Annotated in this window: 24 protein-coding genes; 14 read left to right on the forward strand and 10 right to left on the reverse strand. The window is 71.0% G+C overall.

Annotated elements, in window-relative coordinates; all coding sequences use genetic code 11:
- Window positions 1-104 precede the first annotated feature (104 nt).
- Both AB0J64_RS43890 and AB0J64_RS43895 read right to left on the reverse strand, forming a co-directional pair.
- Entirely contained in the window at window positions 105-743 is a 639-nt protein-coding gene (locus AB0J64_RS43890; RefSeq protein ID WP_364041531.1) for an ATP-binding cassette domain-containing protein, read from the reverse strand.
- Window positions 744-829: 86 nt separating this feature from the next.
- A complete protein-coding gene (locus tag AB0J64_RS43895; protein WP_364041533.1) occupies window positions 830-1,432 on the reverse strand; it encodes an alpha/beta fold hydrolase in 603 nt (200 codons plus the stop codon).
- A 78-nt stretch (window positions 1,433-1,510) separates the two neighbouring features.
- On the opposite strand from AB0J64_RS43895, the gene AB0J64_RS43900 reads away from it, so the two are divergent.
- Window positions 1,511-2,173 (forward strand): hypothetical protein, encoded by a 663-nt coding sequence (locus AB0J64_RS43900; protein ID WP_364041535.1) that lies wholly within the window; start codon window positions 1,511-1,513, stop codon window positions 2,171-2,173.
- A gap of 53 nt (window positions 2,174-2,226) precedes the next feature.
- On the opposite strand, the gene AB0J64_RS43905 is transcribed toward AB0J64_RS43900, so the two are convergent.
- From AB0J64_RS43905 to AB0J64_RS43915, 3 genes are all read right to left on the reverse strand, one after another.
- On the reverse strand, window positions 2,227-2,595 hold the full coding sequence (locus tag AB0J64_RS43905) for a hypothetical protein (protein ID WP_364041537.1): 369 nt from the start codon (window positions 2,593-2,595) through the stop codon (window positions 2,227-2,229).
- Window positions 2,596-2,663: 68 nt separating this feature from the next.
- Window positions 2,664-6,155 carry a tetratricopeptide repeat protein gene (locus tag AB0J64_RS43910; protein ID WP_364041539.1) on the reverse strand — a complete coding sequence of 1,164 codons (3,492 nt, stop codon included), beginning with the start codon at window positions 6,153-6,155 and terminating at the stop codon, window positions 2,664-2,666.
- Window positions 6,156-6,273: 118 nt separating this feature from the next.
- Window positions 6,274-6,966, reverse strand: coding sequence for a response regulator transcription factor (locus tag AB0J64_RS43915; RefSeq protein WP_364041541.1), 693 nt, complete (start codon window positions 6,964-6,966; stop codon window positions 6,274-6,276).
- Window positions 6,967-7,142: 176 nt separating this feature from the next.
- Between AB0J64_RS43915 and AB0J64_RS43920 the strand changes: the two genes are divergently transcribed.
- The 10 genes from AB0J64_RS43920 (at window position 7,143) to AB0J64_RS43965 (ending at window position 13,154) form a co-directional block, all read left to right on the forward strand.
- Complete coding sequence (locus tag AB0J64_RS43920) at window positions 7,143-7,394, forward strand: MoaD/ThiS family protein (RefSeq protein ID WP_364041543.1); 252 nt, start codon at window positions 7,143-7,145, stop codon at window positions 7,392-7,394.
- A gap of 72 nt (window positions 7,395-7,466) precedes the next feature.
- A complete protein-coding gene (locus AB0J64_RS43925; RefSeq protein WP_364041545.1) occupies window positions 7,467-8,132 on the forward strand; it encodes a DUF2993 domain-containing protein in 666 nt (221 codons plus the stop codon).
- 37 nt (window positions 8,133-8,169) lie between these two features.
- On the forward strand, window positions 8,170-8,682 hold the full coding sequence (locus AB0J64_RS43930; protein WP_364041547.1) for a sigma-70 family RNA polymerase sigma factor: 513 nt from the start codon (window positions 8,170-8,172) through the stop codon (window positions 8,680-8,682).
- Entirely contained in the window at window positions 8,679-9,506 is an 828-nt protein-coding gene (locus AB0J64_RS43935) for a zf-HC2 domain-containing protein (RefSeq protein WP_364041549.1), read from the forward strand. The genes AB0J64_RS43930 and AB0J64_RS43935 overlap by 4 nt, the downstream gene beginning before the upstream one ends.
- A gap of 28 nt (window positions 9,507-9,534) precedes the next feature.
- A complete protein-coding gene (locus tag AB0J64_RS43940; RefSeq protein WP_364041618.1) occupies window positions 9,535-9,993 on the forward strand; it encodes a thioredoxin family protein in 459 nt (152 codons plus the stop codon).
- 171 nt (window positions 9,994-10,164) lie between these two features.
- Window positions 10,165-10,578 carry a DUF4395 domain-containing protein gene (locus tag AB0J64_RS43945; RefSeq protein WP_364041551.1) on the forward strand — a complete coding sequence of 138 codons (414 nt, stop codon included), beginning with the start codon at window positions 10,165-10,167 and terminating at the stop codon, window positions 10,576-10,578.
- Window positions 10,575-11,414 (forward strand): sulfurtransferase, encoded by an 840-nt coding sequence (locus AB0J64_RS43950; RefSeq protein ID WP_364041553.1) that lies wholly within the window; start codon window positions 10,575-10,577, stop codon window positions 11,412-11,414. The genes AB0J64_RS43945 and AB0J64_RS43950 overlap by 4 nt, the downstream gene beginning before the upstream one ends.
- The gene (locus AB0J64_RS43955; RefSeq protein WP_344997915.1) at window positions 11,414-11,716 is read left to right on the forward strand and encodes a DUF1416 domain-containing protein; all 303 of its coding nucleotides are present in this window, start codon (window positions 11,414-11,416) and stop codon (window positions 11,714-11,716) included. Before AB0J64_RS43950 ends, AB0J64_RS43955 begins: the two co-directional genes overlap by 1 nt.
- Window positions 11,717-11,817: 101 nt before the next feature.
- Complete coding sequence (locus AB0J64_RS43960; RefSeq protein ID WP_364041555.1) at window positions 11,818-12,378, forward strand: RNA polymerase sigma factor; 561 nt, start codon at window positions 11,818-11,820, stop codon at window positions 12,376-12,378.
- Window positions 12,375-13,154, forward strand: coding sequence for a methylated-DNA--[protein]-cysteine S-methyltransferase (locus tag AB0J64_RS43965; protein ID WP_364041557.1), 780 nt, complete (start codon window positions 12,375-12,377; stop codon window positions 13,152-13,154). The genes AB0J64_RS43960 and AB0J64_RS43965 overlap by 4 nt, the downstream gene beginning before the upstream one ends.
- On the opposite strand, the gene AB0J64_RS43970 is transcribed toward AB0J64_RS43965, so the two are convergent.
- A complete protein-coding gene (locus tag AB0J64_RS43970) occupies window positions 13,136-13,684 on the reverse strand; it encodes an XRE family transcriptional regulator (RefSeq protein WP_364041559.1) in 549 nt (182 codons plus the stop codon). The two genes, AB0J64_RS43965 and AB0J64_RS43970, sit on opposite strands and share 19 nt — an antisense overlap.
- A gap of 241 nt (window positions 13,685-13,925) precedes the next feature.
- On the opposite strand from AB0J64_RS43970, the gene AB0J64_RS43975 reads away from it, so the two are divergent.
- Window positions 13,926-15,167 (forward strand): hypothetical protein, encoded by a 1,242-nt coding sequence (locus AB0J64_RS43975; RefSeq protein WP_364041561.1) that lies wholly within the window; start codon window positions 13,926-13,928, stop codon window positions 15,165-15,167.
- A gap of 6 nt (window positions 15,168-15,173) precedes the next feature.
- Here the strand turns inward: AB0J64_RS43975 and AB0J64_RS43980 are convergent, their stop codons facing one another.
- From AB0J64_RS43980 to AB0J64_RS43990, 3 genes are read right to left on the reverse strand one after another with little or no spacing between them, the layout of a single operon-like run.
- Window positions 15,174-16,712, reverse strand: a complete 1,539-nt coding sequence (locus AB0J64_RS43980; RefSeq protein WP_364041563.1) for a hypothetical protein — start codon at window positions 16,710-16,712, stop codon at window positions 15,174-15,176.
- Between the two features lie 7 nt (window positions 16,713-16,719).
- Window positions 16,720-17,373, reverse strand: coding sequence for a hypothetical protein (locus AB0J64_RS43985; protein ID WP_364041565.1), 654 nt, complete (start codon window positions 17,371-17,373; stop codon window positions 16,720-16,722).
- Window positions 17,370-18,032, reverse strand: a complete 663-nt coding sequence (locus tag AB0J64_RS43990) for a DUF5067 domain-containing protein (RefSeq protein WP_364041567.1) — start codon at window positions 18,030-18,032, stop codon at window positions 17,370-17,372. Before AB0J64_RS43990 ends, AB0J64_RS43985 begins: the two co-directional genes overlap by 4 nt.
- A 170-nt stretch (window positions 18,033-18,202) precedes the next feature.
- On the opposite strand from AB0J64_RS43990, the gene AB0J64_RS43995 reads away from it, so the two are divergent.
- Window positions 18,203-20,149, forward strand: coding sequence for a hypothetical protein (locus AB0J64_RS43995; protein WP_364041569.1), 1,947 nt, complete (start codon window positions 18,203-18,205; stop codon window positions 20,147-20,149).
- A gap of 167 nt (window positions 20,150-20,316) precedes the next feature.
- The gene (locus AB0J64_RS44000) at window positions 20,317-23,193 is read left to right on the forward strand and encodes an ATP-binding protein (RefSeq protein WP_364041571.1); all 2,877 of its coding nucleotides are present in this window, start codon (window positions 20,317-20,319) and stop codon (window positions 23,191-23,193) included.
- A 157-nt stretch (window positions 23,194-23,350) separates the two neighbouring features.
- Here the strand turns inward: AB0J64_RS44000 and AB0J64_RS44005 are convergent, their stop codons facing one another.
- Complete coding sequence (locus AB0J64_RS44005) at window positions 23,351-23,773, reverse strand: YjdF family protein (RefSeq protein ID WP_364041573.1); 423 nt, start codon at window positions 23,771-23,773, stop codon at window positions 23,351-23,353.
- Window positions 23,774-23,780: the final 7 nt, after the last annotated feature.

The raw sequence follows: 23,780 nt of genomic DNA on the forward strand, positions 1-23,780 counted from the left end.
GTCGAAGCAGACTCTTCGCAGAACACCGAACATGGCACGGTCCTCCATTCAGGCGCCGGGCGCAGCCGGCCAGCGCCGCCGCCGGGATCGCGGCCAGGAACGTTCTACGGCTCAGGGACATCGTCGATCTCCCAGAAGCGTGAAGGGGAGGCCAGGCTGGCCACCCTGGTCCGGTCATCGGCGACGACCAGCACGGCCAGGTTGGGATCGGTGCGCAGCGCCACGCTCACGGCCGCGTGGCACGGCCCGCACCCCGTGCGGTCCTCTATCACCATCACCTTGGCCGGGCGCTTCCTGCACAGGGCGCGGACCAGCGCGACGCTCAGCCGCTCGTCGTGGGCCAGCTCGTGCGGCCTCGACCGTAAGAAGCCCTGGATGTCCATGCGCTTGGCCATGTACGCGACCCTGCTGTGGAGGAACGAGGGCGCGAGGTCGTCGCGCGCGGCCAGCGCGAGGTTCTGCTCGACGGTCAGGTGCGGCAGCAGCCCCGCCCCCGCCGGGACGAGCGCGATCTCACGTTCGGTCGGCAGCCACATGGTGATCTCCTGGCCGCCGACGCGGATCTGGCCGTCGTCCGGCATCTCGAGGCCGAGCAGGATGTCGGTGAACGTGTCGGCCTCGGCACTGTCGGCCGCCACCACCACGGCGGTGTGCCCTGAGGCGACGGTCAGGGGGTCGGGCCGGAGCCCCCGCCGGGTCCCGTGCGTCTGCCAGGTGAGACCGGAGAGCTCAAGAAGTGGCACGTGCCCAACCGCCGTCGAGTCGGATGTCCTCCACTCTCGACGTTTTCACAAACAGTGGATCACGGCAACGTAATTGCGCGATTCCGCTATGTGCTCACCTGGAGGAAGTGGGTCGAGAACCAGTCTCTGGCGTGCTCCGCCACGGCCTCCAGGGCGCCGGGCTCCTCGAACAGGTGGGTGGCCCCGGGCACGACGGTGATCCGGCTCTCGGCATGCAGATGCCGCTGGGCCTCCTCGTTCAGCTTCACCACGATCGGATCCCTGCCGCCCACGATGAGCAGCGTGGGCGCGCGTACCGCCGCGAGCCGGGGCCCCGCCAGGTCGGGCCGCCCGCCGCGCGAGACGATCGCGGCGATCTCGTTGTCAGGCTCGGCGGCCGCCCACAGCGCCGCCGCCGCGCCGGTGCTCGCGCCGAAGTATCCGACGGGCAGCCCCGCCGCCGCGTCCTGCCCGCGTACCCATGCGGTGCTTTCCCGCAGCCGCTCGGCCAGCAGCCCGATGTCGAAAACGTTCGCCCTGTCGCTCTCCTCGTCGGGCGTGAGCAGGTCGAACAGGAGCGTGCCCAGCCCTGCCTTGCTGAGCACCTCGGCCACGTAACGGTTGCGCGGGCTGTGCCGGCTGCTCCCGCTGCCGTGCGCGAACACCACCACTCCCTGAGCGGTGTCAGGAATGACCAGATCGCCCTCCACCTGCCACACCTCCCTCTTCGCCGCGACATGTCCTCTCCCTCCGCCTTCCCCGCGTGGCGTGATCCATATACTGCGCGGATGTCCGATTTCATTGACTTCCGGGCCAGAGGACGGGCGGCCCTGCTGGCCGGCGGGGCGACCCACGACTCTCCCATGGTGGAGGGCGCGCGGCGGTGGGGAGCGGCGGCCGTGTTCCGTCCCTCGGGCGAGGTGCTCGACCGGCTGGCGGCGCTGGCCGGCACCGTGGAGGCGCCGGGCCACTGGGTGCACGGCCGGCGGACCTTGCACCTCACGCTGAGGTCTCTGGAGCCGTACCGCGAGCGGATCCCGGCCGGCGACCCGCTCCGCGTGGTCTACCGAGACGCCCTGGCCGAGGCGGTCGAAGGTCTCGCGCCCGCGAGGGTACGGCTGGCGGGCGTGAGCCCCCATCCGGGCGGTGTCGTGGCCTGCGGCCACCCGGAGGACGACACGCTGGTCACGCTCTGGAAGCGGTTCGCGCACGCGATGAAGGCCCGCGGCGTACGGGACCTGGAGCACGGCCGGGTACGCGACCGCTGGTACGTCAGCCTGGTCCACTTCGCGGGCCCGCTGGCAGACCCCCGCCGGATCGTCGAGTGGTGCGACGCCCACGCCGACGCCGACATCGGCCTGGCCGAGCTGGACACGGCGGAGATCGTCCAGTTTGTCCACACGGGGACGGGCATCCAGGTCAAGGCGCTCGAAGAGGCCCGGCTGGCATGAGACGGCGGGGCGGCACCCGGCCCCATTCCAAGGGTGTCGCCCCGCCGTCCCGGTCAGCCCAGCACCAGCGCGGTCACGAAGTGCAGCAGGTGCCAGGCCACGTAGGCGCTGAGCGAGCAGAACGCCCACTCTTTCCCCCGGCTGATCCTGGAGATCCAGCGGAGCTGCTCCGCCGGCTCCTTGCGCGCCCTGACGGTCCTGGTGACGAAGTACGCCGACATCAGCCAGGCCGCGCACGAGGCCCCGAGCAGCCCGAGCGAGAGCGCGAGCAGCACCGGGGACCCGGCCAGCAGGTCTGACGGCGGGAGCTGGCGGACCCAGGCGGCCAGCACCCCGGCGAGCACCGCGGCGGTGATCCGCCGGTCCTTGCGCGCCTGGCGCTTCAGCCACTGAAGGTCTCGACGCACGTGGTTCTTGAGCATCCGGATCACCCCCGTGTGAGTAGCTGGTGATCCCAGCTAACGGGAATGTCCGGATAAGATCTCCGACCTCACAACCGAGATTTCACGACTTTTAGCGATGTTTCAGTGCCCGGTACGGCCCCGAGCTCGCGCAGCTCCACCGACACCCGCCGCGCCTCCAAGGCGTCCCCCACCTCTTCGAGCAGCCGCAGAGCCTCCCGGAGCTGCTCGACCGCCGCCGGCCGGTCGCCCTGCATGGCGGAGATCAGGCCGAGCGCCCGCAGGGCGCACCCGAGGTCCCGCCTGGTCCCGCACTCCAGGTGGACGTCCCTGGCCTGCTGCGCGTACACCAGCGCCTCCCCGGCCAGGTCCAGGTCCAGCAGCACCATGGCCAGCGTCGTGAGCGCCGCCGCCCACCGGTCCTTGGTGCCGGTTTCGTTCTGCAGCTCGACCGTCTCCCACGCGAGCTTCAGCGCCGCCTGCGGCTTTCCGGCCGTGTGCAGCGCCTGCGCCATCGACAGCAGCGCGCTGGCCCGGTTGTCCCGCAGCTCCTCCCTGATCGCCAGCGACGCCTTGGCCGCCTCCAGGGCCGGCTGGTGCTGCCCCAGCGACAGGTACGTGTTCGCCAGCGTCTCCTGGACGTCCGCCTCCGCCCGCCGGTTCCCCAGGCCCTGCACGATGTCGAGGGCCTCGAGCGCGTACACGAACGCCACGTGCGGCAGCCCCTGCCGCCGCCGCACCCTGGCGAGCCGGTTGAGCATGCGGGCCTCCACCGGCTCGTCGCGGATCACCCGGCTGATCGCCAGGGCCTGGTTGAGGTAGTCGTCGGCCAGCGGGTAGTCCGCCAGCCGCCAGTGCACCAGCCCGATGTCCCCGAGCGTCTCCGCCTTGCCCTGCTCGTGGTGGAGCTCGACCTGCACGGCCAGCGCCTGCTCGTAGCACGACAGCGCCTCGTCGTACCGCGAGCCGTTGCGCGCGATCCGCCCGAGCGCGCACAGGGCGCGCCCGCAGCCGTACTGGTCGCCCGTCGCCGTGTACCCGGCCAGCGCCCGCTCGGCGTCCCGGCGGGCGTCGTGCGGCAGCCGCAGCAGGTCGTAGATCTCGGCCAGGCAGAGCAGCGTCTCGGCCTCGGCGTGCTCGTCGCCCAGTTCGTGGCAGATCGACAGCGCCTCCAGGCCCTCCGACAGCGCCGCATTCGGTTCGCCCAGGTTCTGCTGCACCGTGGCCAGGGTGATCAGGCTCTGCGCGGTGCCCCTCCGGTCGCCGAGCTCCTCGCGCACCTCCAGTGCCTGGCCGGCGTGGTGCAGCGCCAGCTCGTACCGCTCCTGGGACAGGTGCAGCCGCGAGAGCGTGTGCAGGCAGTTCGCCACCCCGGCCAGGTCGCCGATCTCCCGGTAGAGGTCGAGCGCCTCGCCGGCGCACTTCAGCGCCTCCTCGTTGTTGCCGGCGATGCCGTGCACCTCCGCCAGGTCGTTGAGGGCGCGGGCCCGCCCCTCGGCGTCGCCGAGCGAGGCGAAGTCGTCCAGCGCCTCCGCGATGAACCTGGCCGCCAGCGTCGACGGCCCGATGTCCCGGTGGATCGAGCCGAGGTTGCTACGCATGAGCGCGATCGCCCGCCGGTTGCTGACCTGCATCGCCGAGGTCAGCCCGGCCTGCTGGATCTCCAGGTTGTTCTCGTAGTAACGCAGGCTTCTGAACGGCTCGAACACGGCCTTCGCGAGCCGCCACGCCATCCCCTGCGCGCCGCTCTCCTCGGCCATCCGCACCGCGGAGACCAGCGAGCGCCGCTCCGCCTCGAACCATTCGGGCGGCGTCGCGGGGTCCGTCGCCTTGGCCAGGTAGTGGTCGAGCAGCCGCACCCTGGCCTCACGCACGCCACCCTCCGCGTGCCTGCCCAGCTCCCTGGCCAGCCGCTTGACCAGGTCGTGCACCCGGTAGCGCGGTCCGGCCAGCGGCTCCACCAGGTAGGCCCGGTGCAGCTCCTCCACCGCCACCACGGCCTCGTCCACCGGCACGCCGAGCGCCGCGGCCAGCACCTCGGGCGTGAAGTCCCGTCCGGGCAGCAGCCCCACGTGCCGGAACGCCCGCCGCTGCCCCGGGCTCAGCGACTCGTACGCCAGGTCCAGCGCCGACCTGAACGCCTCCTCCGGATCGCCCATCAGCAGCCGCCCCGGCCCGCGCAGCTCCTGGACCCGCTCCTGCACGCTGAGCCCGGGGTTCTCGGCCAGCTTGGCCGCCGAGATCCGCAGCGCGAACGGATGGTACGAGCACACCCTGGCCAGCTCGGCCAGCGCGTCCCTGTCGGCGGCCCTCGGCGAGTCCCCGCCGAGCACCGCCACCAGCAGCGCCACCGCGTTACCCGGGTCGAGCACCGGCAGGTCCATGAGGTCGGCGTGCCCGGTGGCCCGCAGCGGAGCCATCCGCGTGCGGCTCGTCACCAGCACCACGCAGTCCTTGCCGCCCGGCAGCAGCGCCCGCACCTGCGCCGGGTCGGCGGCGTTGTCGAGGATGAGCAGCAGCCGGCGCCCCGCGATCCTGCTGCGGTAGAGCAGCATCAGCTCCGCCCCGTCGTCGGCGGGCATGTGCTCGCCCACCCCGAGCGAGCGCAGGATCTGCCCCAGCGCCTCGGCCGGCGTCATCGGCGGCTGGCTCGGCGACTGCCCCCGCAGGTCGATCACGATCTGCCCGTCGGGGAACCGGTCGGTGTGCAGGTGCCCCCAGTGCGTCACGAGCGCGGTCTTGCCCACGCCCGGCAGGCCCTGCACGACCATGGTGTTCGTCCGCCTGGGCCGCTCCAGCCAGTCGGTGAGCAGGTCGAGGCTCTGCTGCCGCCCGGTGAAGTCGGGGACGTCCGCGGGGAGCTGGCGCGGCTTCGGCACCCCGCCGACCGGCAGCGGCTCCATCGTGCCTGGCCGGGTCAGGAACGGCGTCACCTGCCCCTGCCACGGCGCCGACAGGTGCTCCCAGCCGCCCGCCGCGTCACGCAGCGCGGACGGGTCGGCGATCCGCAGCCGCCGGTAGCCGGGCCGTACCAGCCAGCCCCGCCGTACCCACTGCGTGAGCTGCCGCTGCACCACGTCGGGAGAGCTGCCGACGAGGTCTGCCAGCGTCTCCATCGACAGCGGCGGCGCCGACTCCGAGGCCAGCACGTAACGCTCGTCGAGGTGCAGCAGCCACACGGCCAGCCGTGCGGAGACGGGGGCGCGGGCGAGCGCCTCGTGCCTGCGGGCCGCCACGTTCCTGGCGAACAGCTCCTGCACCAGCGCGGTGGCCACGGCCGGGCCGGCGGCGGCGTGCTCGCGTAACCGGCGCAGGTCGATGGGCCAGGCGCGCAGCTCGGTCAGGGCGTCGATCTTGGCGCGCTCGGCGGGGCTCCAGAAGGCCAGCTCCCCGATGAGGTCGCCGTCGCCGCGAAGATCGTGAATGGCCTCGCGCTCGCCGGCGGGGGTGTATTCGCGGGCGTAGCCGTAGTCGATCACATAAACGCGGTTGACCGGCCGCAACGGCGAGCAAATGGTCTCGTTACGCCGGAAGACGCGGGGCCTAGCGCCCTCGTCGACCAATGACCGGAACAGATCCACCCCGACACCACCAATCTGGGGACGGCGGTGTCCTCGTATGACAGATGTGAAACAGCCTCAACGACAATTTGTCACATCAGCGGGCTCCGCTGTCAATCGGCTCAGACTGTCGATCGGCTCAGACGGCGGCGGTGTCCTGGCGGTCGGGGACGAAACGGTAGCCGACGTTGCGGACCGTTCCGATCAGGGACTCGTACTCGGTGCCGAGCTTGGCGCGCAGGCGGCGTACGTGGACGTCGACCGTCCTGGTGCCGCCGAAGTAGTCGTAGCCCCAGACCTCCTGCAGCAGCTGGGCCCGGGTGAAGACCCTGCCGGGGTGCTGCGCGAGGTATTTCAGCAGCTCGAACTCCTTGAACGTGAGGTCGAGCACCCGGCCGCGCAGCCGCGCGGTGTAGGTGGCCTCGTCGATCGACAGGTCTCCGCTGCGGATCTCGTCGGGCACGTCCTCCCCGCCGGCCTGCGAGATGCGGCCCGTGGCCATGCGCAGGCGCGCCTCGACCTCGGCCGGCCCCGCGTTGTCGAGCAGCACGTCGTCCACGCCCCACTCGGCCGTCATCGCGGCCAGCCCGCCCTCGGTGACGATCACCAGGAGCGGGCAGTCGATGCCGGTCGTGCGGATCAGCCGGCACAGGCTCTTGGCGTGCACGAGCTCCTTGCGCGCGTCGACGAGAACCGCGTCGGCCGGAGGCGTGTCGATCAGCGCGGACGCCTCCGCGGGCGAGACCCGGACCGAGTGGAGCAGCAACCCCAGCGCCGGAAGCACCTCGGCGGACGGCTCGAGGGCGTTGGTCAGCAGGAGCAGGTTGCTCATTACGGCCTCCTCAAACACGCAAGGACCCGGGGGCTACGTTGCCCAGGTCCTGTAGGTGAGGATATCCCACGAGTAAGTCGCGTCCATTGCGCGTCCAGCAGGTGAACAGCGCGTCTCCTGAAACAACCTCGTTAAGGGCGACGCACAATAGACCAGAAACTGATTGTGAGGTGCCTATGGCCACGGGAAAGGTACGTTATTGGGCTGCGGCGAAGGATGCGGCAGGCGTGGCGGAGGAGCCGTTCGACGCGGCCACTCTTGGCGAACTCATGACGAAAATCACAGCGAATCGTGCCGATCTCGCGCGGGTGGTGCGGCGGTGCTCGTTCATCGTGGACGGGTCCCCGGTGGGCAAGCGGCCCCATGACGAGGTCGTCCTCGCCGAGGGGGTGACGGTGGAAGTGCTGCCGCCGTTCGCCGGTGGGTGATGGGCGGCTTCGTGGGGGAATGAGTGATGCCAGTCGATAGGCTCTTGCCCCCCGCCATAGACAGGTAGCCCCATGCGCAAGCTGATCGTTTTCCTGATCGTGCTGGTCGTCCTCCTCGGCATCGTCGACAGGGTCGCCGTAGCGGGGGTCGAACGCGATCTCGCGAACAGGATCGCGGCCGCCGCCGACCTCTCCGGCACGCCGACCGTGACAATTGAGGGCATCCCCTTTCTCACGCAGGCCGTCTCCGGGCACTATCCGGAGGTGCGGTTCGACCTCGGCACGTTGACCTACGGTGGAGTGCCGGTCAAGAACCTGCGGGGCGCCGCCTACGACGTGACGGCGCCGCTGGCGGACGTCCTCCAGAACAGGGCCAACATCCAGGCCCGGCGCGTGGCCGTCAGCGGCATCCTGACCAGGGCGACAATCGACAAGTACGCTCCCAGCGGCGTCAAGATCGGCGGCAACGGCGAGCGGCTCACGGCGTCGGGCGAGGTGATGGTGGGGGCGCAGAAGGTGAAGTTCAACGCCGAGATGCGGGTCGAGGTGGCCGATGGGGTCATCAAACTCCAGGCGGAGAAGATCGAGGGTGTGCCCGACCAGCTCGCGCAGCTCGTTTCCTACCCCATCAAGTTCAAGGGGAAGCTGCCCTTCGACGTGAAGGTGACCGGGGTCAAGAACGTGGCCGAAGGATTGGAGTTCTCGGCCGAAGCGTCTGACGTGCCGATCCGTGGATGACATTGAACCGGCCCCGCCCGGTATACGTGAAGAAGGCGTGAGCGCAGCCGGCACCGCGGACGAGGAACTCGTGAGGACCCTCTTCGACGAACATGCCGGGCCACTCTACGGCTACGTCCTGCGGCTGACCGGTGACTCTGGGAGGGCGGAGGATGTCGTGCAGGAGACCCTGTTGCGGGCCTGGCGACATCCCGAGGCTCTCACCGGCAAGCCGATCCGCGCGTGGCTGTTCACGGTGGCCCGTAATCTCGTCGTGGACCAGCACCGGGCGAAGAAGTCCAGACCACAGGAGACCGGTGACGAGGCGCTGGCGGTCATGCCGGCCGACGACCACCTCGAGCGCGCGGTCGAGTCGTGGGCGGTGGCCGAGGCGCTGGCCGCGCTCAGGCAGGAGCACCGCGAGGTGCTGCTGGAGGTCTACTACCGGGGGCGATCGGTGAAGGAGGCGTCGGCGACGCTGGGCATTCCGCCGGGCACGGTCAAGTCACGTACCTACTACGCGTTGCGTGCGCTCAAGCTCGCCCTCGAGGAGCGGGGGTTGGCGCCATGATGACGTGCGAGGAGGTACGGCTGGCCCTGGGCGCGCACGCCCTGGGCGCGCTGGACCCCGACGAGGCGCTGGAGGTCGACCAGCACCTGGCGACCTGCGAGGAGTGCGGGGCCGAACTGCTCGACCTGGAAGGCGTGGCCTCCTTTCTCGGCAAGGTGTCGGAGCGCGACGTCGAGCTGGTGGTCAGCCCTCCCCGGCAGGTGCTCGACCGGCTGCTGAACGACCGCGTCAAGCGGACCAGGCGCGGCCGGCTGCTGCTGGTGGCGGCCGCCTCCGTCGTGGCGCTGGCGCTCGGCGGCACGGTCTGGACGGCTATGAGCAACAGCACCCAGTCGCAGGGCGCGATGGCCCCGGTGTCGGCCACCCCGGCGTCCACGCAGCCGCCGGCGAGCGTGCTGGACGCGACGGAGGACAGCAAGGCGAAGTCGCTGAGCAGCCAGGCCGAGCCGTCCGCGACCAGGAAGCCGAGCATGCTGGCGAGCAAGCGGCCGAGCAGGGCGCCGCGGGAGGCGGTGGACGGGCCGACGTTCAAAGGCAGGAACGGCGGCTACAGCGCCAGTGTGTCGGCCTGGCCCGGCGACGACGGCGGTACGGAGCTGGGCGTGCAGGTCGGCGGCGTACCCGTCGGCACCACCTGCAGCCTGCTCGTCGTCGCCGCGGACGGGCGGCGCGAGCGCACGCAGAGCTGGGCGGTCAGCCAGGAGGCCTACGAGGAGAACACCGTGTTCAAGCGCGTGACGTCGCTGCCCATGGACGACATCGCCAGGTTCGACGTCGTCGATCAGGCCGGGAAGGTGCTCGTCAGGGTCCCGGTGCGGAAGTAATCGCGGGCGCGCGTGGTTGCACGTGACGATGACTGGTTGGTGGGTGGCGCTGGCGACCCTGGCGCTCGGCACTGTGATCGGGGTGGTCCGCCTGCGCCGCGACGGACGGGTGCGTGACACGGGTGACACCGGCGGGGACCGGCTGTCCGAGGCCGATCTCGGCGCGGGGCTGGGCGAGCGGGCGACGCTGGTGCAGTTCTCCACGGCGTTCTGCCAGCCGTGCCGGGCGACCAGGCGGATCCTCGCCGACGTGAGCGAGCTCGTGCCGGGGGTGAGCCACGTCGAGATCGACGCCGAGTCGCGGCTCGACCTCGTGCGGCGGCTGGACATCATGCGCACGCCGACCGTCCTCGTACTGGACACCGGCGGAAGGATCGTGAAAAGGGCCGCCGGCCAGCCCCGCAAGGCCGACGTCCTGGCGGCGCTCGCCGCGGCCGTCCCACCTCCGCCGTCTCAAGAATCGTCTCACCAACCGGACGAGATGTGACAGATGACGAGACGCCGAGTAGTGTCTTCGGCATGAACCCAACGACAGAGCTGCTCACGAAGCGGCGCGCGGTTGATTTCTGCCGCGTGACCACCGCGCTCTGTCGCGCTGCCTGAGGACGATCCCGCGGACGTCTGGTCCGCCCCATCGACCCTTCAGGAGCATCCTTCGATGCGTGCCGACCCTAGAGCGCTGCGCTTCGGCGCGGCCATCACCACCCTGGTCCTCACCCTCGTTCTGGTGACGGGGAGCGCCTGGCCGCTCGCCGTCCAGGCGGTGGTCTTCGCGCTCGGATTCGCATGGCGCTCGCCGTACACGATGCTCTTCAAGGCGCTCGTCACGAGCGCGCCGAAGGAGACCGAGGACGCCCGCCCGCCGCGCTTCGCGCAGGGGGTGGGGCTCGTCTTCGCGGCCGTGGGGCTGGCCGGATACCTCGCCGGGATCACGCCGCTGGCCCTCGTGGCCACGGCCGGGGCTCTCCTCGCCGCCTTCCTCAACGCAGCCTTCGGATTCTGCCTTGGCTGCGAGATGTACCTGCTCATTCGCCGTCTACTGCCCGCCGCCAACATGGAGGTTCCCAAATGAGCCGCTCCGCCGCCCTGGTGGACGCCGACTGGGTCGAGGCCAACCTCGACACCCCTGGAGTCGTCCTCGTCGAGGTCGATGAAGACGTCAGCGCCTACGACAAAGGCCACATCCGTGGCGCCGTGAAGGTCGACTGGCGGCAGGACCTGCAGGACCCGGTGCGCCGCGACTTCGTGGACAAGACCGGTTTCGAGGCCCTGCTGTCGGACCGCGGCATCTCCAACGATGACACCGTCGTGCTCTACGGCGGCAACAACAACTGGTTCGCCGCCTACGCGTACTGGTACTTCAAGCTCTACGGTCACGACAACGTCAAGCTGCTCGACGGCGGGCGCAAGAAGTGGGAGCTCGACTCCCGCGAGCTGGTGCGGGACGTGCCCGAGCGGGCCAAGACGCAGTACGTCGCCCAGGAGCAGGACACCAAGATCCGCGCCTTCCGCGACGACGTGGTCGGCGCCATCGGCAAGCTCAACCTGGTCGACGTGCGCTCGCCCGACGAGTTCACCGGCAAGCTGCTCGCTCCCGCGCACCTCCCGCAGGAGCAGGCGCAGCGCGCCGGCCACGTGCCCACCGCCCGCAACATCCCGTGGTCCAAGGCCGCCAACGACGACGGCACGTTCAAGGCCGACGACGACCTGCGCACGCTCTACGGCGAGGCCGGGGTCGACTTCGGCAAGGACACCATCGCCTACTGCCGCATCGGTGAGCGCTCGGCGCACACCTGGTTCGTCCTGCACGAGCTGCTCGAGCAGGACAACGTGAAGAACTACGACGGTTCGTGGACCGAGTACGGCTCGCTCGTGGGCGTGCCGATCGAGCTGGGGGAGGCCCGCTGATGACGACTGCACAGGGTTGCGGAGCGCCGGAGCAGACGATCGCGCTGCCCGCCGGGATCGACCTGGCCACCCAGGCCGTGATCCAGGGCGTGGTGACGGGCGCCGGCACCGCGTACGCACGGCTGCTCGACCACTCCGGCGAGTTCACGGGCGAGGTCGTGGTGTCCGACGAGGGCATCTTCCGCTTCTTCGCCGCTCCCGGCGACTGGACCGTCCGCATCATCGCGGGCGGCGGCGTCACCAGGGACATCAAGGTGGAGGCCAAGCTGGGCGAGGTCTCCTCGCTCGCGGTCGCCGTCTGAGCCGTTCAACGTAGAAGCCCGCGTCCTTCCTGGGACGCGGGCTTCTGGTTTTTTGCCCGTGGTGCTGCAACGGATCGGTACGCGGCGGTGTTGTAGCAGGTGTGAGTGAAACCGACTGTCTCGACCCGGTGCGGAAGGCGCTGCTCGACGACCTCGACGAGGGGTTCGCCGAGCTGTACGGCGCCTACCGCGGCCTGGTCTTCTCGACCGCGCTGCGGTTGAGCGGGCGCTGGGCCGACGCCGAGGATCTCACCGCGGAGGCGTTCCTTCGCGCGTACCGGGCGCTGGCCGGCTATGAGCGCGACCGCATCGCCGCGCTCCAGCCGCGCGCCTGGCTGATGACGATCCTGATGAACATCTGGCGCAACTGCGCCAGGGCCAAGTCCCGCAAACCGCCACCCGAGCTGCATGACCAGCCGGTCGAAGAAGCCGATCCCGGACAGGACGTCGAGGAGGCCGCGGTGCGCCGCGAGACCGGCGACGAACTGGCCGAGCTGCTCGGCCTGCTGCCCGAGGAGCAGCGGGTCGCGGTGGTGCTCAGGCACGTCGTCGACCTGCCGGTCAGTGAGATCGCCACTGTGCTCAAGATCCCTCAGGGTACGGTCAAGTCGCATGTGTCGCGCGGGCTGCGGCGGCTGCGCGTATTGGGAGGTGCCCGATGACCCACGACCCGCTGCTCGACGGAACCGAAGCGCCGGACGGGCTGCTCACCGCGCTCGCCGGGCTGGCCGCCGACGCGCCCCAGGGGCTGTTCGACCGGATCGCCGCCCGCTGGGTACACGTGCCGAGCCCGATCGGTGAGCTCGGGGTCGCGTTCACCGATCAGGGCGTCGCCTATGTGCACGCGGGCGAGGGGTTCGCGGAGGCGTTCAGGAAGCGGTTCGCCCGGCCGCTGCTGGCCGCGGAGCGGCCGCCCGCCGGGCTGCTGCCCGCGCTGCGCACCGGCCGCCCGTCCAAGGTCCGGCTGGACCTGCGCGGGCTGAGCGACTTCCAGCGCGACGTGCTGGAGGCGGCCCGTACGATCCCGCGCGGCGAGGTCAGGCCGTACTCGTGGATCGCGGAGCGGATCGGCCGGCCCGGGGCCGTGCGTGCGGTGGGCACGGCGCTCGGCCGCAACCCCGTGCCGCTGCTGATCCCGTGCCACCGCGTCACCAGGTCGGACGGCGTCGTGGGTGACTACGTGTTCGGCTCGGCGGCCAAGGAGCGCCTGCTGCTGGCCGAGGGCGCCGATCTGGAGCGGCTGCGGGAGCTGGCAGGGGAGCGGGTCTTCTACCTGGCCAGCGACACCACGGGCGTCGTGTGCTTCCCGACGTGCCACAACGCCAGGCGCATCACGCCCCGGCACCGGCACGGCTTCCGCACCGTCGCCCAGGCTGCGGCGGCCGGGTACCGCCCATGCCGCACCTGCCAGCCGGCCGCTCAGGGCTTGGCCGGGTAACGGATGAGGACCGTGGCGCGTACGACGTCGGGGCCGCGCGCGCGGTAGCCGTGCGGCACGTCGGAGACCCACGAGATGTGGTCGCCCGGCCCGGCCGTGAGCGGCTCGTGGATGGGCCCCGCGCTGAGCGTGCCGGTGAAGACCGTGACGTGCTCGCTCACGCCCTCGTGATGCGGGGGCGAGGTCTGGGTGAGGCCGGGCGGGACGGTGACCCGGTAGAGCTCGTACGTGACGCGCTCGTCCTCGAACACCTCGAGCAGCTCCGCCTCCATCGCCGTGCCCCGCATGATCTGCGGCTCCGGCGGGTCGGCGAGCAGCGCCCCGATCGGCACGCCGAGCTGCGCGGTGATCGCCCAGAGCGTCTCCAGCGTGGGGTTGTGCGTGCCGGTCTCGGCGTCGGCCAGGATGGCCTTGTCGACGCCCGAGCGCTTGGCGAGCTCCGACAGCGACACGCCACGCTCCTGACGCAGTCGCCGTAGGCGATCCCCCACCACGCGAGGGTCGGCGTCCATTGCGGGCTGCGGCTCCATAGAGCCATGGTGCACGCGTCACGCTTCGTGGTCGCCAGTCCTCGCCGATAATTCTTTTGTCACTGCCAAGGGACGACACCCGCACCAGCACGCGTCACCCACCTGTGCCTCGTCCACGGACGGGAGCGCTTTGGGGGAGTTGCGGCTGCGGCAGATGGGACAGACCGCTACGATTCTGCAGATGTCCGGTTCGACAGGTGTGATGGCGCCTCCCCGACCTGGGCCTGCGTCGGCTCCGGGGATGCCGTCGCCGTACTCGCTGCCCCTGCACACCCTGCGACTGGCGGGCAAGTGCGCCCTGCCGCTGATCTTCTGGTTCGCGGCCGGCCAGCTCGCGCGCTTCGTCCTGCTGTACGGCGCCACCGAGGTCGCGTACGGCGATTTCCGGCAGGTCCGCCTGGTCGCCGTGATGACGTTGCTCACGCTCATCGTCCTGACCGCCATGACGGTCACCACCGGCATGCTCTACTCGCTGCGCGGCGCGCTGTGGGAGATGCGCGCGAGGGTCGAGGAGGGCGTGGCGCAGGAGCGCTTCTTCCGCGTGCTCGACCGGGTGGCCCCGGCCTTCGCCGTGCTCTACCTGGCGTGGGGGTTCCAGACGGAGGACGCCAGAGACGTCTACCAGATGGACATGTTCCACCACTTCTACGACCTGACGGGCGCGGCATGGTTCGGCGAGAAATCGCACGTCGGCCGGGGGCTCATCGATCTGGACTGGCGGGTGTCGCTGGGGACGATGGCCGTCATGTTCGGGCTGAAGTGGCTCTTCGCGAAGCTCGTCGAGAAGGGCAAGAGCAGCTTCTACGGCTTCCTCGCCGCCTTCTCCGAGTTCGCCTTCGTCTTCTACGGCCTGAACGCCACCTTCTTCATCGCCAGCGCGCGCTCCGAGTGGCTCCAGCACCGCAACGTGGTCGCCGGCACGGAACACTTCTGGGCCGAGGCGCAGAAGAACATGCCGCTGTGGGAAGCCGTCTCCGGCTTCTTCGCCGATGTCTGGCCACTGTTCCTCGACGCCGTCGCCGTCCCGCTGGCCTGGCTCACCGTGGCGATGCTCGTCTTCGGCGGCTACTCCGACGAGACCCGCGCCCTGCTCAAGGGCACCCGCCTGGAGAAGAGCGTGGACCGGCTCGAACACAGCCACGACCTCACGCAGAAGTCGTTCGACCACCTCACCAGCGGTTTCAGGGACCGCTGGCTGCCGCTGGCCAACTCCCTGCGGATGGTGTTCAACAGCGGCGCGCCGCTGTTCGGGATGATGTGCCTGTGCTACGGGATCATCACGGTGGCCGGGCAGTACGCCGAGCGTGGGCTGCTGACGCTGGTGGGGACGCAGCAGGAGAACGCGTTCGCCTTCATCGAGCCGCCGGTGTCCTTCGTGCGCGACATGATCGTGACCGTGCTGACCATGTCGCTGCTGGCGGCCGCGTACGACATCGCCGCCACCAGGGCCCGACTCAACGGCGAGCCGCTCAACGACGTCTGAGCCGTCTCACCTGCGCCTGAAGCGGAGCACCTCGACGTCCTGGTCCATCTTCTCCGCCTTCTCCCGGTTGAAGAGATCCGCGGTGGGGGTGTCCGACCGGTAGTTGCTCGGGCGGAAGGAGAGCTCGACCTCGTTCGCCACCGGGGTCGGCACGATGGCCAGCCCCTGGATCTTGTACTCTTTGCCCACTTCCAGCCGGTCCGTCGGGGCGTCTCCCACGTTCTGGGTCTCCACGGTCCAGGTACGGCCGGCGCCGTCCTCGAACTGGACGTCGTAGGGCTTGGCGGTCATGGTGGCGCTGCCCTCGTCGACGACCTTCTTCGTGATGTCCACCTTCAGCCAGGTCACCTCGGCGCCGTGCTTGCTGCTCGCGGGAGCCTTGGTGGGCGCGACCGCGGCCCGGTACTCGACGTTGTGCACCGTACCGGCCTGGCCGGCGGGCACGATGATCTCCTTGGTCTCCTTGGCGTGGCTCTTCTCGAAGAAGAGGTAGCCGTCGTACGACTGGGCGGCCGTGGTGAGGAGCGACACGATCACCGCGCCGGCGGCGATCAGCAACGTCCGCTTGCGCCGCGCCTTGGGTGCGGTGGCCCTCGGCCCTTCGGACGGCCCTTCGACCGGGTCCGCCTCGAGCGGGCCCTCGGCGTGGCTCGTCCCGTACGGGTCTTCGGCGGCATGCTCCGGCCCGGACGGGGCCGCGCCGGAGTGCCGTGGGAAGGGGGTGGGCGGGCCGGACGGCGACGCGCTCGGCTGCGGCTCGAAGGGCAGGGGGCCCTCGACGGCCGGTAGCGGCTGGGTGGCCCCCCTGATGGGTTCGCGGGGGGCCGGCGGCCACACCTGCTGGTCGGACAGGGCATGCCGAGCCCGGCCCTGGGTCGCGCCATGGCGCCCCTGCCCTGGCACGGGCCTCGGGCGCCGGGCCGCGACGCCGGGCGGCTCGGTCGTGCCATGCGCTCCGTGGGCCTCGCGGGCCCCATGGGACCACTCCGGCGCCCTGTGTGGCGCGGTGGGCTCGGACGCCCCGGGCCTTTCAGACACCCTGTGTGGCGCGGTGGGCTCGGACGCCCCCTGCGGTGGGCCGGGCCATTCAGGAGTCTTGTGCGGCGCGGTGGGCTCGGACGCCCCCTGCGGCGAGCCGGGCCATTCCGGAGCCTTCTGTGGCGCGGCATCCGGCCACCCCAGCCCGTCCTGTGACTCGCTCGGCCGCGCCTCCAGCGCGTCATAGCCAGGAGGCGGCGTCGCGCGGCCGTGACGACCGCCGTGGCGCGCCCCAAGGCCGGGCAACTGGCCCCCTGACGGTATCCGGGGGACGGGCGCCGTCTCGGCACCGGGCGGCACGTCGTCCCAGGACCCCATCCCGGCGGACGGCCGCGTTCCGTGCTCGGGAGGCAGCGCATGCCCGGAATGCCGCCCATGACCGGACGGCACGGTGTGGGAGCCGAGGCCGGGGGGCGGCTCCTGGCTGGGAGGGGGCGGGGGTGGAGGCGATTCCTCCTCGCGCCGTTCGTCCTTGGGCGAGAACCAGTCGCGCTCGTTCGTGCTCATCCTGCGATCACTTCTTGTCGGTCGAGTAGACGTCCTGAGGCGAGGCCGCGAGCTTGCGCGCGCCCTCCTCGTCCAGGCCGAGATCCACCTCGACCTCCGGCTGGTACGACTCCACCAGCACCTTCTGCGGCAGCGTGAACAGCACCTTCGCCCCGGGCAGCGCGGAGGGCGGCACCTCGAAGAAGAACCGTCCGCTCACCCAGATGTCCGGCTGCACCCATGTGTTGGCCAGCGTCAGCATGCTGTCAACCCGGTCGGTGGCGGAGAAGCGCTTGCCGTCGGCGCTCACCAGCACCGGCTGCGCCAGGTGATAGGGCTTGAGGCTGGACTTGGCCGAGGCGTTCACGATGAGGAAGAGATGGTCGGTCCCGAGGGTGCTGCCGCCGGTCTGGATCGACTTGGCCGCGATGAACGAGTCGAGCCGGACGGCGAACCGCCGCGCGTCCACGGCCTCGCCCTTGACCCCCGTGTAGGTGAGCGGATCGCCCTCCTCGCCCTCGGTCATGTGCAGGGTCTGCACCCCCACGGCGGCGGCCAGCAGCACCAGCCCCACGACCACGCCGAGCAGCCGGGCCCCGGTCCCTTGGCGCCGATCGGCCCGCCTGCCGCCACCGCCACGGCGGCCGGGCGACACGGCTGATCTCTGTTCCGTCGTGGTCACGCTGCGTCACCCTTCTTGACGGTCAGCGTCACCCGGGCCTTGACCTCGGGGATCCACTTGTCGCCCACTTCCTCGGCGACCATCTTCCAGACCGGTATGTTGCTGCCGAATTCGGGTTCGAGCTCGAAGGAGGCCACGTCCATGCTGATCCTGTCCGGCGGACGCTCGTTGTCCTTCAGCTCGTAACGCACGATGACCTGGCTGGTCATGCCCGGCTGGAGCTGGCGGGTCTGGCCCCCCTTGGCCAGCGCGTACGCGAACGGCCCCGCCTCCTTGTCGAAGGCCGGGGAGATGTTCAGCAGTGAGGCGGCGAAGGCGTCGGAGGTGAAGGCCTGCTCGATCTTGTCGGCGGGCAGTCCGACGGAGAAGGTCTCGTCGCCCTGGTTGGTGACGTCGAAGACCAGCTCCACGAAGCGCTTGTCCTCGTCGAACTGCGTCTTCGCCCGCTCCACCGTCACGCGTGACTCGACGAACTTGGTGGAATAGAGGCCCTGGTCGAGCACCGCACCCTGGCCCAACGGCTCCGGCTCGTCAGCGGCCTCGCTCAGACCGCCCAGCAGGGCGGTGATGCCGACGGCGGTGAACGCCACCAGGGCGATCGCGGGCACCACTACCGGGCGTCTGGGCTTGTTACTGCTTGCGCCGGAGGGTTCCGTCATGAGTAAGGATGGTAGTAGGTCTCGTCTGTCCCATCTGCCGCAATGCTCCCATCGGACAGGGAGAATTGCCGAGAAACCCTGCCGCTGCGGGGCTGGAAACTCATACGCTGTCACGGAGCGGAAAGGGCTGGCCCCTACTCCTAACGACATATCGGCGGCCGGAGGGTCACGTGACGGACGTGCATCCCGAGCATGTCCAGCTTCAGGCGGACCGCATCTACCTGGGCTGGCAATACATCCTGCTGCACCCCGACCCTGGTCCACCACCCAAACGTCCCTCGCCGGTCGAGGAGCCGCCGCCCGCCGCCGCGCCCGACGCCGTCGCGCAGGAGCTGCTGCGCCGGGAGCGCCGCCAGGAGGACATGCTCAACCAGCCGGTGCGGATCGTCCGGACGTTCATGCTGGTGCTGGCCGTGCTCATCCTCGCCGCGGCCATCGCGGGCTACCTCGCGTGGCCGTTCGCGTTCGCCGGGCTCACCGCCGCCGGAGGCGTGGCGGGCATCTGCAGTTACGCGCTGCTGCAGGGTGACAGGGCGGTCAAGTACCGCGTGCTGGAGCAGCAGGCCAGGGACGAACGCCAGCGTGAGGAACGTGACAAGGAGCTGTTCCGCGCGCAGGAAGAGCACGCCCAGCGATACCGGGAGTGGCAGGACTCCAAGGAGCGCCACGACAGGCAGCTCAGCTGGTACGCGGTCGCCGTACCCGACGAGATCGACCGCATCGACGTGGCGGGCGGCACGCTGCCCGGCTGGTCGGCGCTGATCACGCTGCTCGGGGCCACGCGGCTCTACAGCGGCGGCCACCTGACCGTGCTCGACCTGTCCGAGGGCGCCATCGCCAAGGACCTGATCGAGCTGGCCCGCAAGGGCGGCGACGATCCGCTGGTCTGGGTGCTGCCGGTCGATCTGCCCAGACTCGACCTGGGCGCCACGCTCAAGCCCGAGGCGTTCGCGGACGTGCTGGCGCACGTGGTGAGCGTGAGTGAGGAGCACCGCACCACGCGCGACCTCAGCTTCGACAACGCGATCCTGGAGCGGGTGCTGGAGGTGCTCGGCGAGAACGCCACGATCAGCCAGGTGACGGCCGCGCTGCGGGCCCTGGCGCAGGTGGGCGACCCGCGTGACGACCTGAGGTTCGGGCTGATCACGGCCACCCAGCTCGAGCGCATCGGCACGCTGTTCGGGCGCGGGGTGAGCGACCGGGTGGTGATCGAGCGGGCCTGGGCGCTGGAGTCGCAGCTGCGCAAGCTGGAGACGCTCGGCACCGAGGCCGTCCGGCTGCCGCCGGCCAGGCTGCGGGTGGTGAGCATGGACCGGCAGGCGGGCGTCTTCGGCAACCGCGTGCTCGGCACGTACGTGGCCACGGCCCTCACCCACATCCTGCGCCAGTCCGCCGCCTCGGACCGGCCCTGGTACCACACGATCATCGTGGCGGGCGCCGACAAGCTCCGGGGCGACGTGCTCGACCGGTTGATGGACGCCTGCGAGACCTCCCGTACCGGACTGGTCCTGACGTACCGGTCCTTGACGCCCACGGTGCGGGAGCGGCTGGGCAGGGGGCACGCGGCGGTGGCGTTCATGCGGCTCGGCAACGCCGAGGACGCGCGGGTCGCCAGCGAGCACGTCGGCACCGAGCACCGGCTGGAGCTGGCCCAGCTCACCGAGACGATCAGCGAGTCGCTGCCCGGCCTCGACGGCGGCTACACCTCGACGATCTCGCAGTTGGACGACGACAGGGAGACCAGGGACGAGAGCCACGCCGACCTGGCGGGCGACATCACCGAGTCCACCGAGTGGGGCAGGACCGCCGACAAGATCTCCGAGAAGGAGCGGGTGCTGCAGCGATCACGGGAGTTCCTGGTCGAGCCGCACCAGCTCCAGCAGCTCCCCACGACCTCCGTGATCGTCACGGACGCCACGGCCCAGGGCAGGCGCGTACGCCTCGCCGACGCGAACCCGGCCATCCTGACCTTCCCCAAGACCACGCTCGGCGAGCTGGAGGAGGTACGCGAGGCCGTCATGGCGCTCGACCCCAAGGCGCGCGACGGCGACGGGGAGCCCCCACCGAACCTCGGACCACCACCGCCACGCCTGGACTGGCGCAAGGGGAGGCAATGACATGGTCAATGTCAAGGTGACGAGCTGACGGTTGGCGGAATTTAACAAAGAACCGTCTGTGGGGGAATGAAATGCAGCCGAGTGTCTCGCTGAGTGGGCCCTGGTATCGAATCCAGTCGATCGCAGCACCCTCGCGAAGCTCGTCGGCGGAGTGGGATTTCGTCACCGTGCTGCCCGCGGTGCTGTCGGCCGCGCAACGCGACCGGCCGTTCGTGATCGGGTGGCTGTCGCGAGGGTCCGGCGCGCCGCTCGAGCTCATCACCAACGCGGGGCCGCTGTCGCCGCCGCGCCAGCCGCGCAGGTCCACCGGCGCGGCCGAATACCCGAGCGGCCCGCAGCCGCTGCTCTTCCCGGGAGGGGCACGCGGGGTCCAGCTCAGCGAGGAGTACCTCGCCGACCTGGCGGACCTGGTCTGGACGCCGTGCCCGGGGCGGCAGGCGCCGCCGCTCGGGAGCAAGGGGCGCGAGTTCGACCCTGACGAGCTCAGGCGGCCGACCCTGTTCGAGGCGACGCTGGTGACGCTCATGTCGCGGCCGTTCGCCTGGCTGGTGGTGGCCGAGCCGACCGACCTGCTCGACGCCGAGGTGGCGCACCTGCGTACCCAGCTCAATGTGCTCAGGCAGTACGGCGACGCCTCCGAGCGGTCCCGTTTCGACGCCGAGCGGGCCGAGCGGCGCATGCAGGAGCTGGACGCGTTCAGGGAGGCGGGTCTCTGGAACGTGCGCGTGCTGGCGGGCGGCGCCACCGCCGAGGAGCTGCGGCAGATCGCGCCCGTGCTGGTCGGGTCGGTCGAGATGAGCCAGCACCCGTACCGGCTGCGCAGTTCGCACGGCGCGGTCCACACGCTGTCGGAGGCCCTCGCCGTCACCATGCAGGACCCGGCCGACGGCGCCGCCGCCCCGTTCGCCGCCACCGCCGGCGCCCTCGCGGCGCTGGCCGGCCTGCCCAGGCGGGAGGTCCCCGGGGTACGCGTGCTCGAGTCGGGCTTCTTCGACGTGACGTCCGAGGCCGACGGGGGCGAGCTGGAGCTGGGGGAGATCCTCGACGGACAGGACCGGGGGGTCGGGACGTTCCGGGTGCCGCTGGCCACGCTCAACCGGCACGCGTTCGTCACGGGGGCGACCGGCTCCGGCAAGTCGCAGACCGTGCGTCACCTGCTCGAGCAGCTCAGCAGGGCCGGCATCCCGTGGCTGGCCATCGAGCCGGCCAAGTCCGAGTACGCCGCCATGGCCGGCCGCGTCGACGAACCCATCACGGTCATCAACCCGTCGGCCCCCGACGGCGTGCCGTTCAGCATCAACCCCCTCGAACCCGAGCCCGGCTACCCCGTCCAGGCCCACATCGACATGGTCAGGGCGCTGTTCATGGCGGCGTTCGACGCGGAGGAGCCCTTCCCGCAGATCATGTCCCTCGCCCTGCAGCGCGTCTACGAGGCCACCGGCTGGGACGTCGTCACGGGCGGCGCCGTGCCGGGCTCGAACGTCCCGCCCAGCGTGCCCACCCTCGAACAGCTCCAGCAGCACGCCATGGACGTGATCAAGGAGATCGGCTACGGCCGCGAGGTCCAGGCGGACGTCGAGGGCTTCATCTCGCTCAGGCTCCGGTCCCTGCGGGTCGGCTCGGCCGGGCGCTTCTTCGAGGGCGGCCACCCGGCCGACATCGGCGGCCTGCTCGAACGCGACGTCGTGCTGGCGATCGAGGACGTGGCCAACGACGAGGACAAGGCGTTCCTCATGGGCACGCTGATCATCAGGATCGTCGAGCACCTGCGCATGCGGGCACGCAGGGAGAAGTCCCACGAGCTGCGCCACGTCATCGTGATCGAGGAGGCGCACCGGCTGCTGCGTGACCGCGGCCACGGCCGGGCGTCCACGCACGCGGTGGAGCTGCTGGCGGGGCTGCTCGCGGAGGTCCGGGCGTACGGCGAGGGCATCGTGGTGGCCGAGCAGATCCCCACCAAGCTCGTCTCCGACGTCGTCAAGAACACCGCGCTGAAGGTCGTGCACCGGCTCCCGGCCGAGGACGACAGGAAGCTCGTCGGCGCCGCCATGAACCTGAGCGACGAGCAGTCCCGCCACGTGGTCTCCCTGCAGCCGGGCTCGGCCGCGGTCTTCGCCGACGGGATGGACCGGCCGCTGCGGGTCCGCGTACCGCTGGGGGAGTCCAGGGAGAAGGTGCTGCCCGGCCCGCCGCCGCCCATCCGCGGACGCCGGTCGGCGGCGTGCGGCGCGGCCTGCCGGACCGGGCAGGCGTGCACGCTCGTGGAGCTGCGCGAGGCCGACGTGCTCGCCGACGCGCCCGACTGGGCCTGGCTGCGGATCTGGTGCGACACGGTCGTGCTCGCCTTCGTCAGCAACCGGCCGCTGCCGGGGGTGCCGCGCGCCCTCGCCTCCGCCTGGGCCGACCTGCCGGCGCGGCGCAGGGAGTGCCTGCTGGCGACCCTGATCGAGCGCTCGGTGCAGCGGCGCGCCTGGTCGCTGCGGAGCTGGTTCGACCCTTCGCTGCTCACCGAGAAGGCGGCCGCGACCGCTACGCGGCTGCTCGCCGGGCTCGACAGCGGCGGCGAGCGGCCGGGGGCACAGTGGGTGATCCCGCAGGTCCGGTGGCTGCACGAGGTGGACAGGCTCTTCCCGTACGGTCAGCCCGCCCCCAACCTGCGCAGCCCGGCCCCTCCCATGGAGTACGCCCTCTTCCGCCAGCCGCCGAACGGCAACGGCTCCTCGCCCGATCTCGTCCACACCGAGCTGCTCGGGCACCGGGCCAAGGCGCTCCGGCACCACCCGCTGTCCATGGAGGTGGACCGGAACCGGGCGCTGGCCTGGCGGGTGATCCTGGGGGACGACGAGAACGAAGGGGTCCAGCGGGACATCATGACGGTGGCGATCGGGATCGAGTCGTCGGCGCGGGTGCGGCATGTGGGGCAGACGATGGGGGCCGGGTGGCTGGAGGGCGTGCTCTCCTGGCCTCGGCGCTTCGTCCTGCCGTTCGACCAGGGGGGCGCCCTGGAGATCACCTTCGCCGAGTCCGCCGCGAGCCCCTCCTGACCCCGCGCCCCCACCACCCCGACCCCGGCCCGCCACCGAGCGCACGCGCCGGCCGCCGCGCCGTCGACGCCTGTCACGGCATTGAGGTCCTTTCGGCGAAGGGACGGGACGCGGCGGGTCGCTTCGGGACGGGGTCAGGGTGGTGGCGGAGCGGGGGTCACCGGTCGCGGCGGCGCTCGATGCGTTTGCGGCGGGCCACCTCCCGCTTGTGCTCCGCCGCCTCCCGCCGCCGGGCCCGCCGGTCGTCCACGGCCTCCGCCTTCCGGCCCTCCAGCTCCAGCCGCAACGCCTCCTGGGCGGCCGTGCTCCGGCCGGCCACCCTGGCCGCCGCCCGGGCCGCCAGTTTCGCGGCCCGTTTGGGGTTGACCCGCTTGACCTCCCGCCTCTCCGACGGGACGGCGGGTGAGGAGGCCGCGCGTTCCAGGAGGGCGACCCCGTGCCGCTGCAGGAACTCGTACAGCTCGGGGTCGGTCGGTTCGGATCCGAGCGTGAAGCGGGTCGCCCGGACCGTGCCGTCCTCGACGATCTCCAGAACGCCGACCCAGAACGGCCCGTCCAGATAGACCGACAGCGTCACCACGATGCCC

This window comes from Nonomuraea sp. NPDC049695 (genome assembly GCF_040674955.1).
Lineage (GTDB): Bacteria > Actinomycetota > Actinomycetes > Streptosporangiales > Streptosporangiaceae > Nonomuraea > Nonomuraea helvata.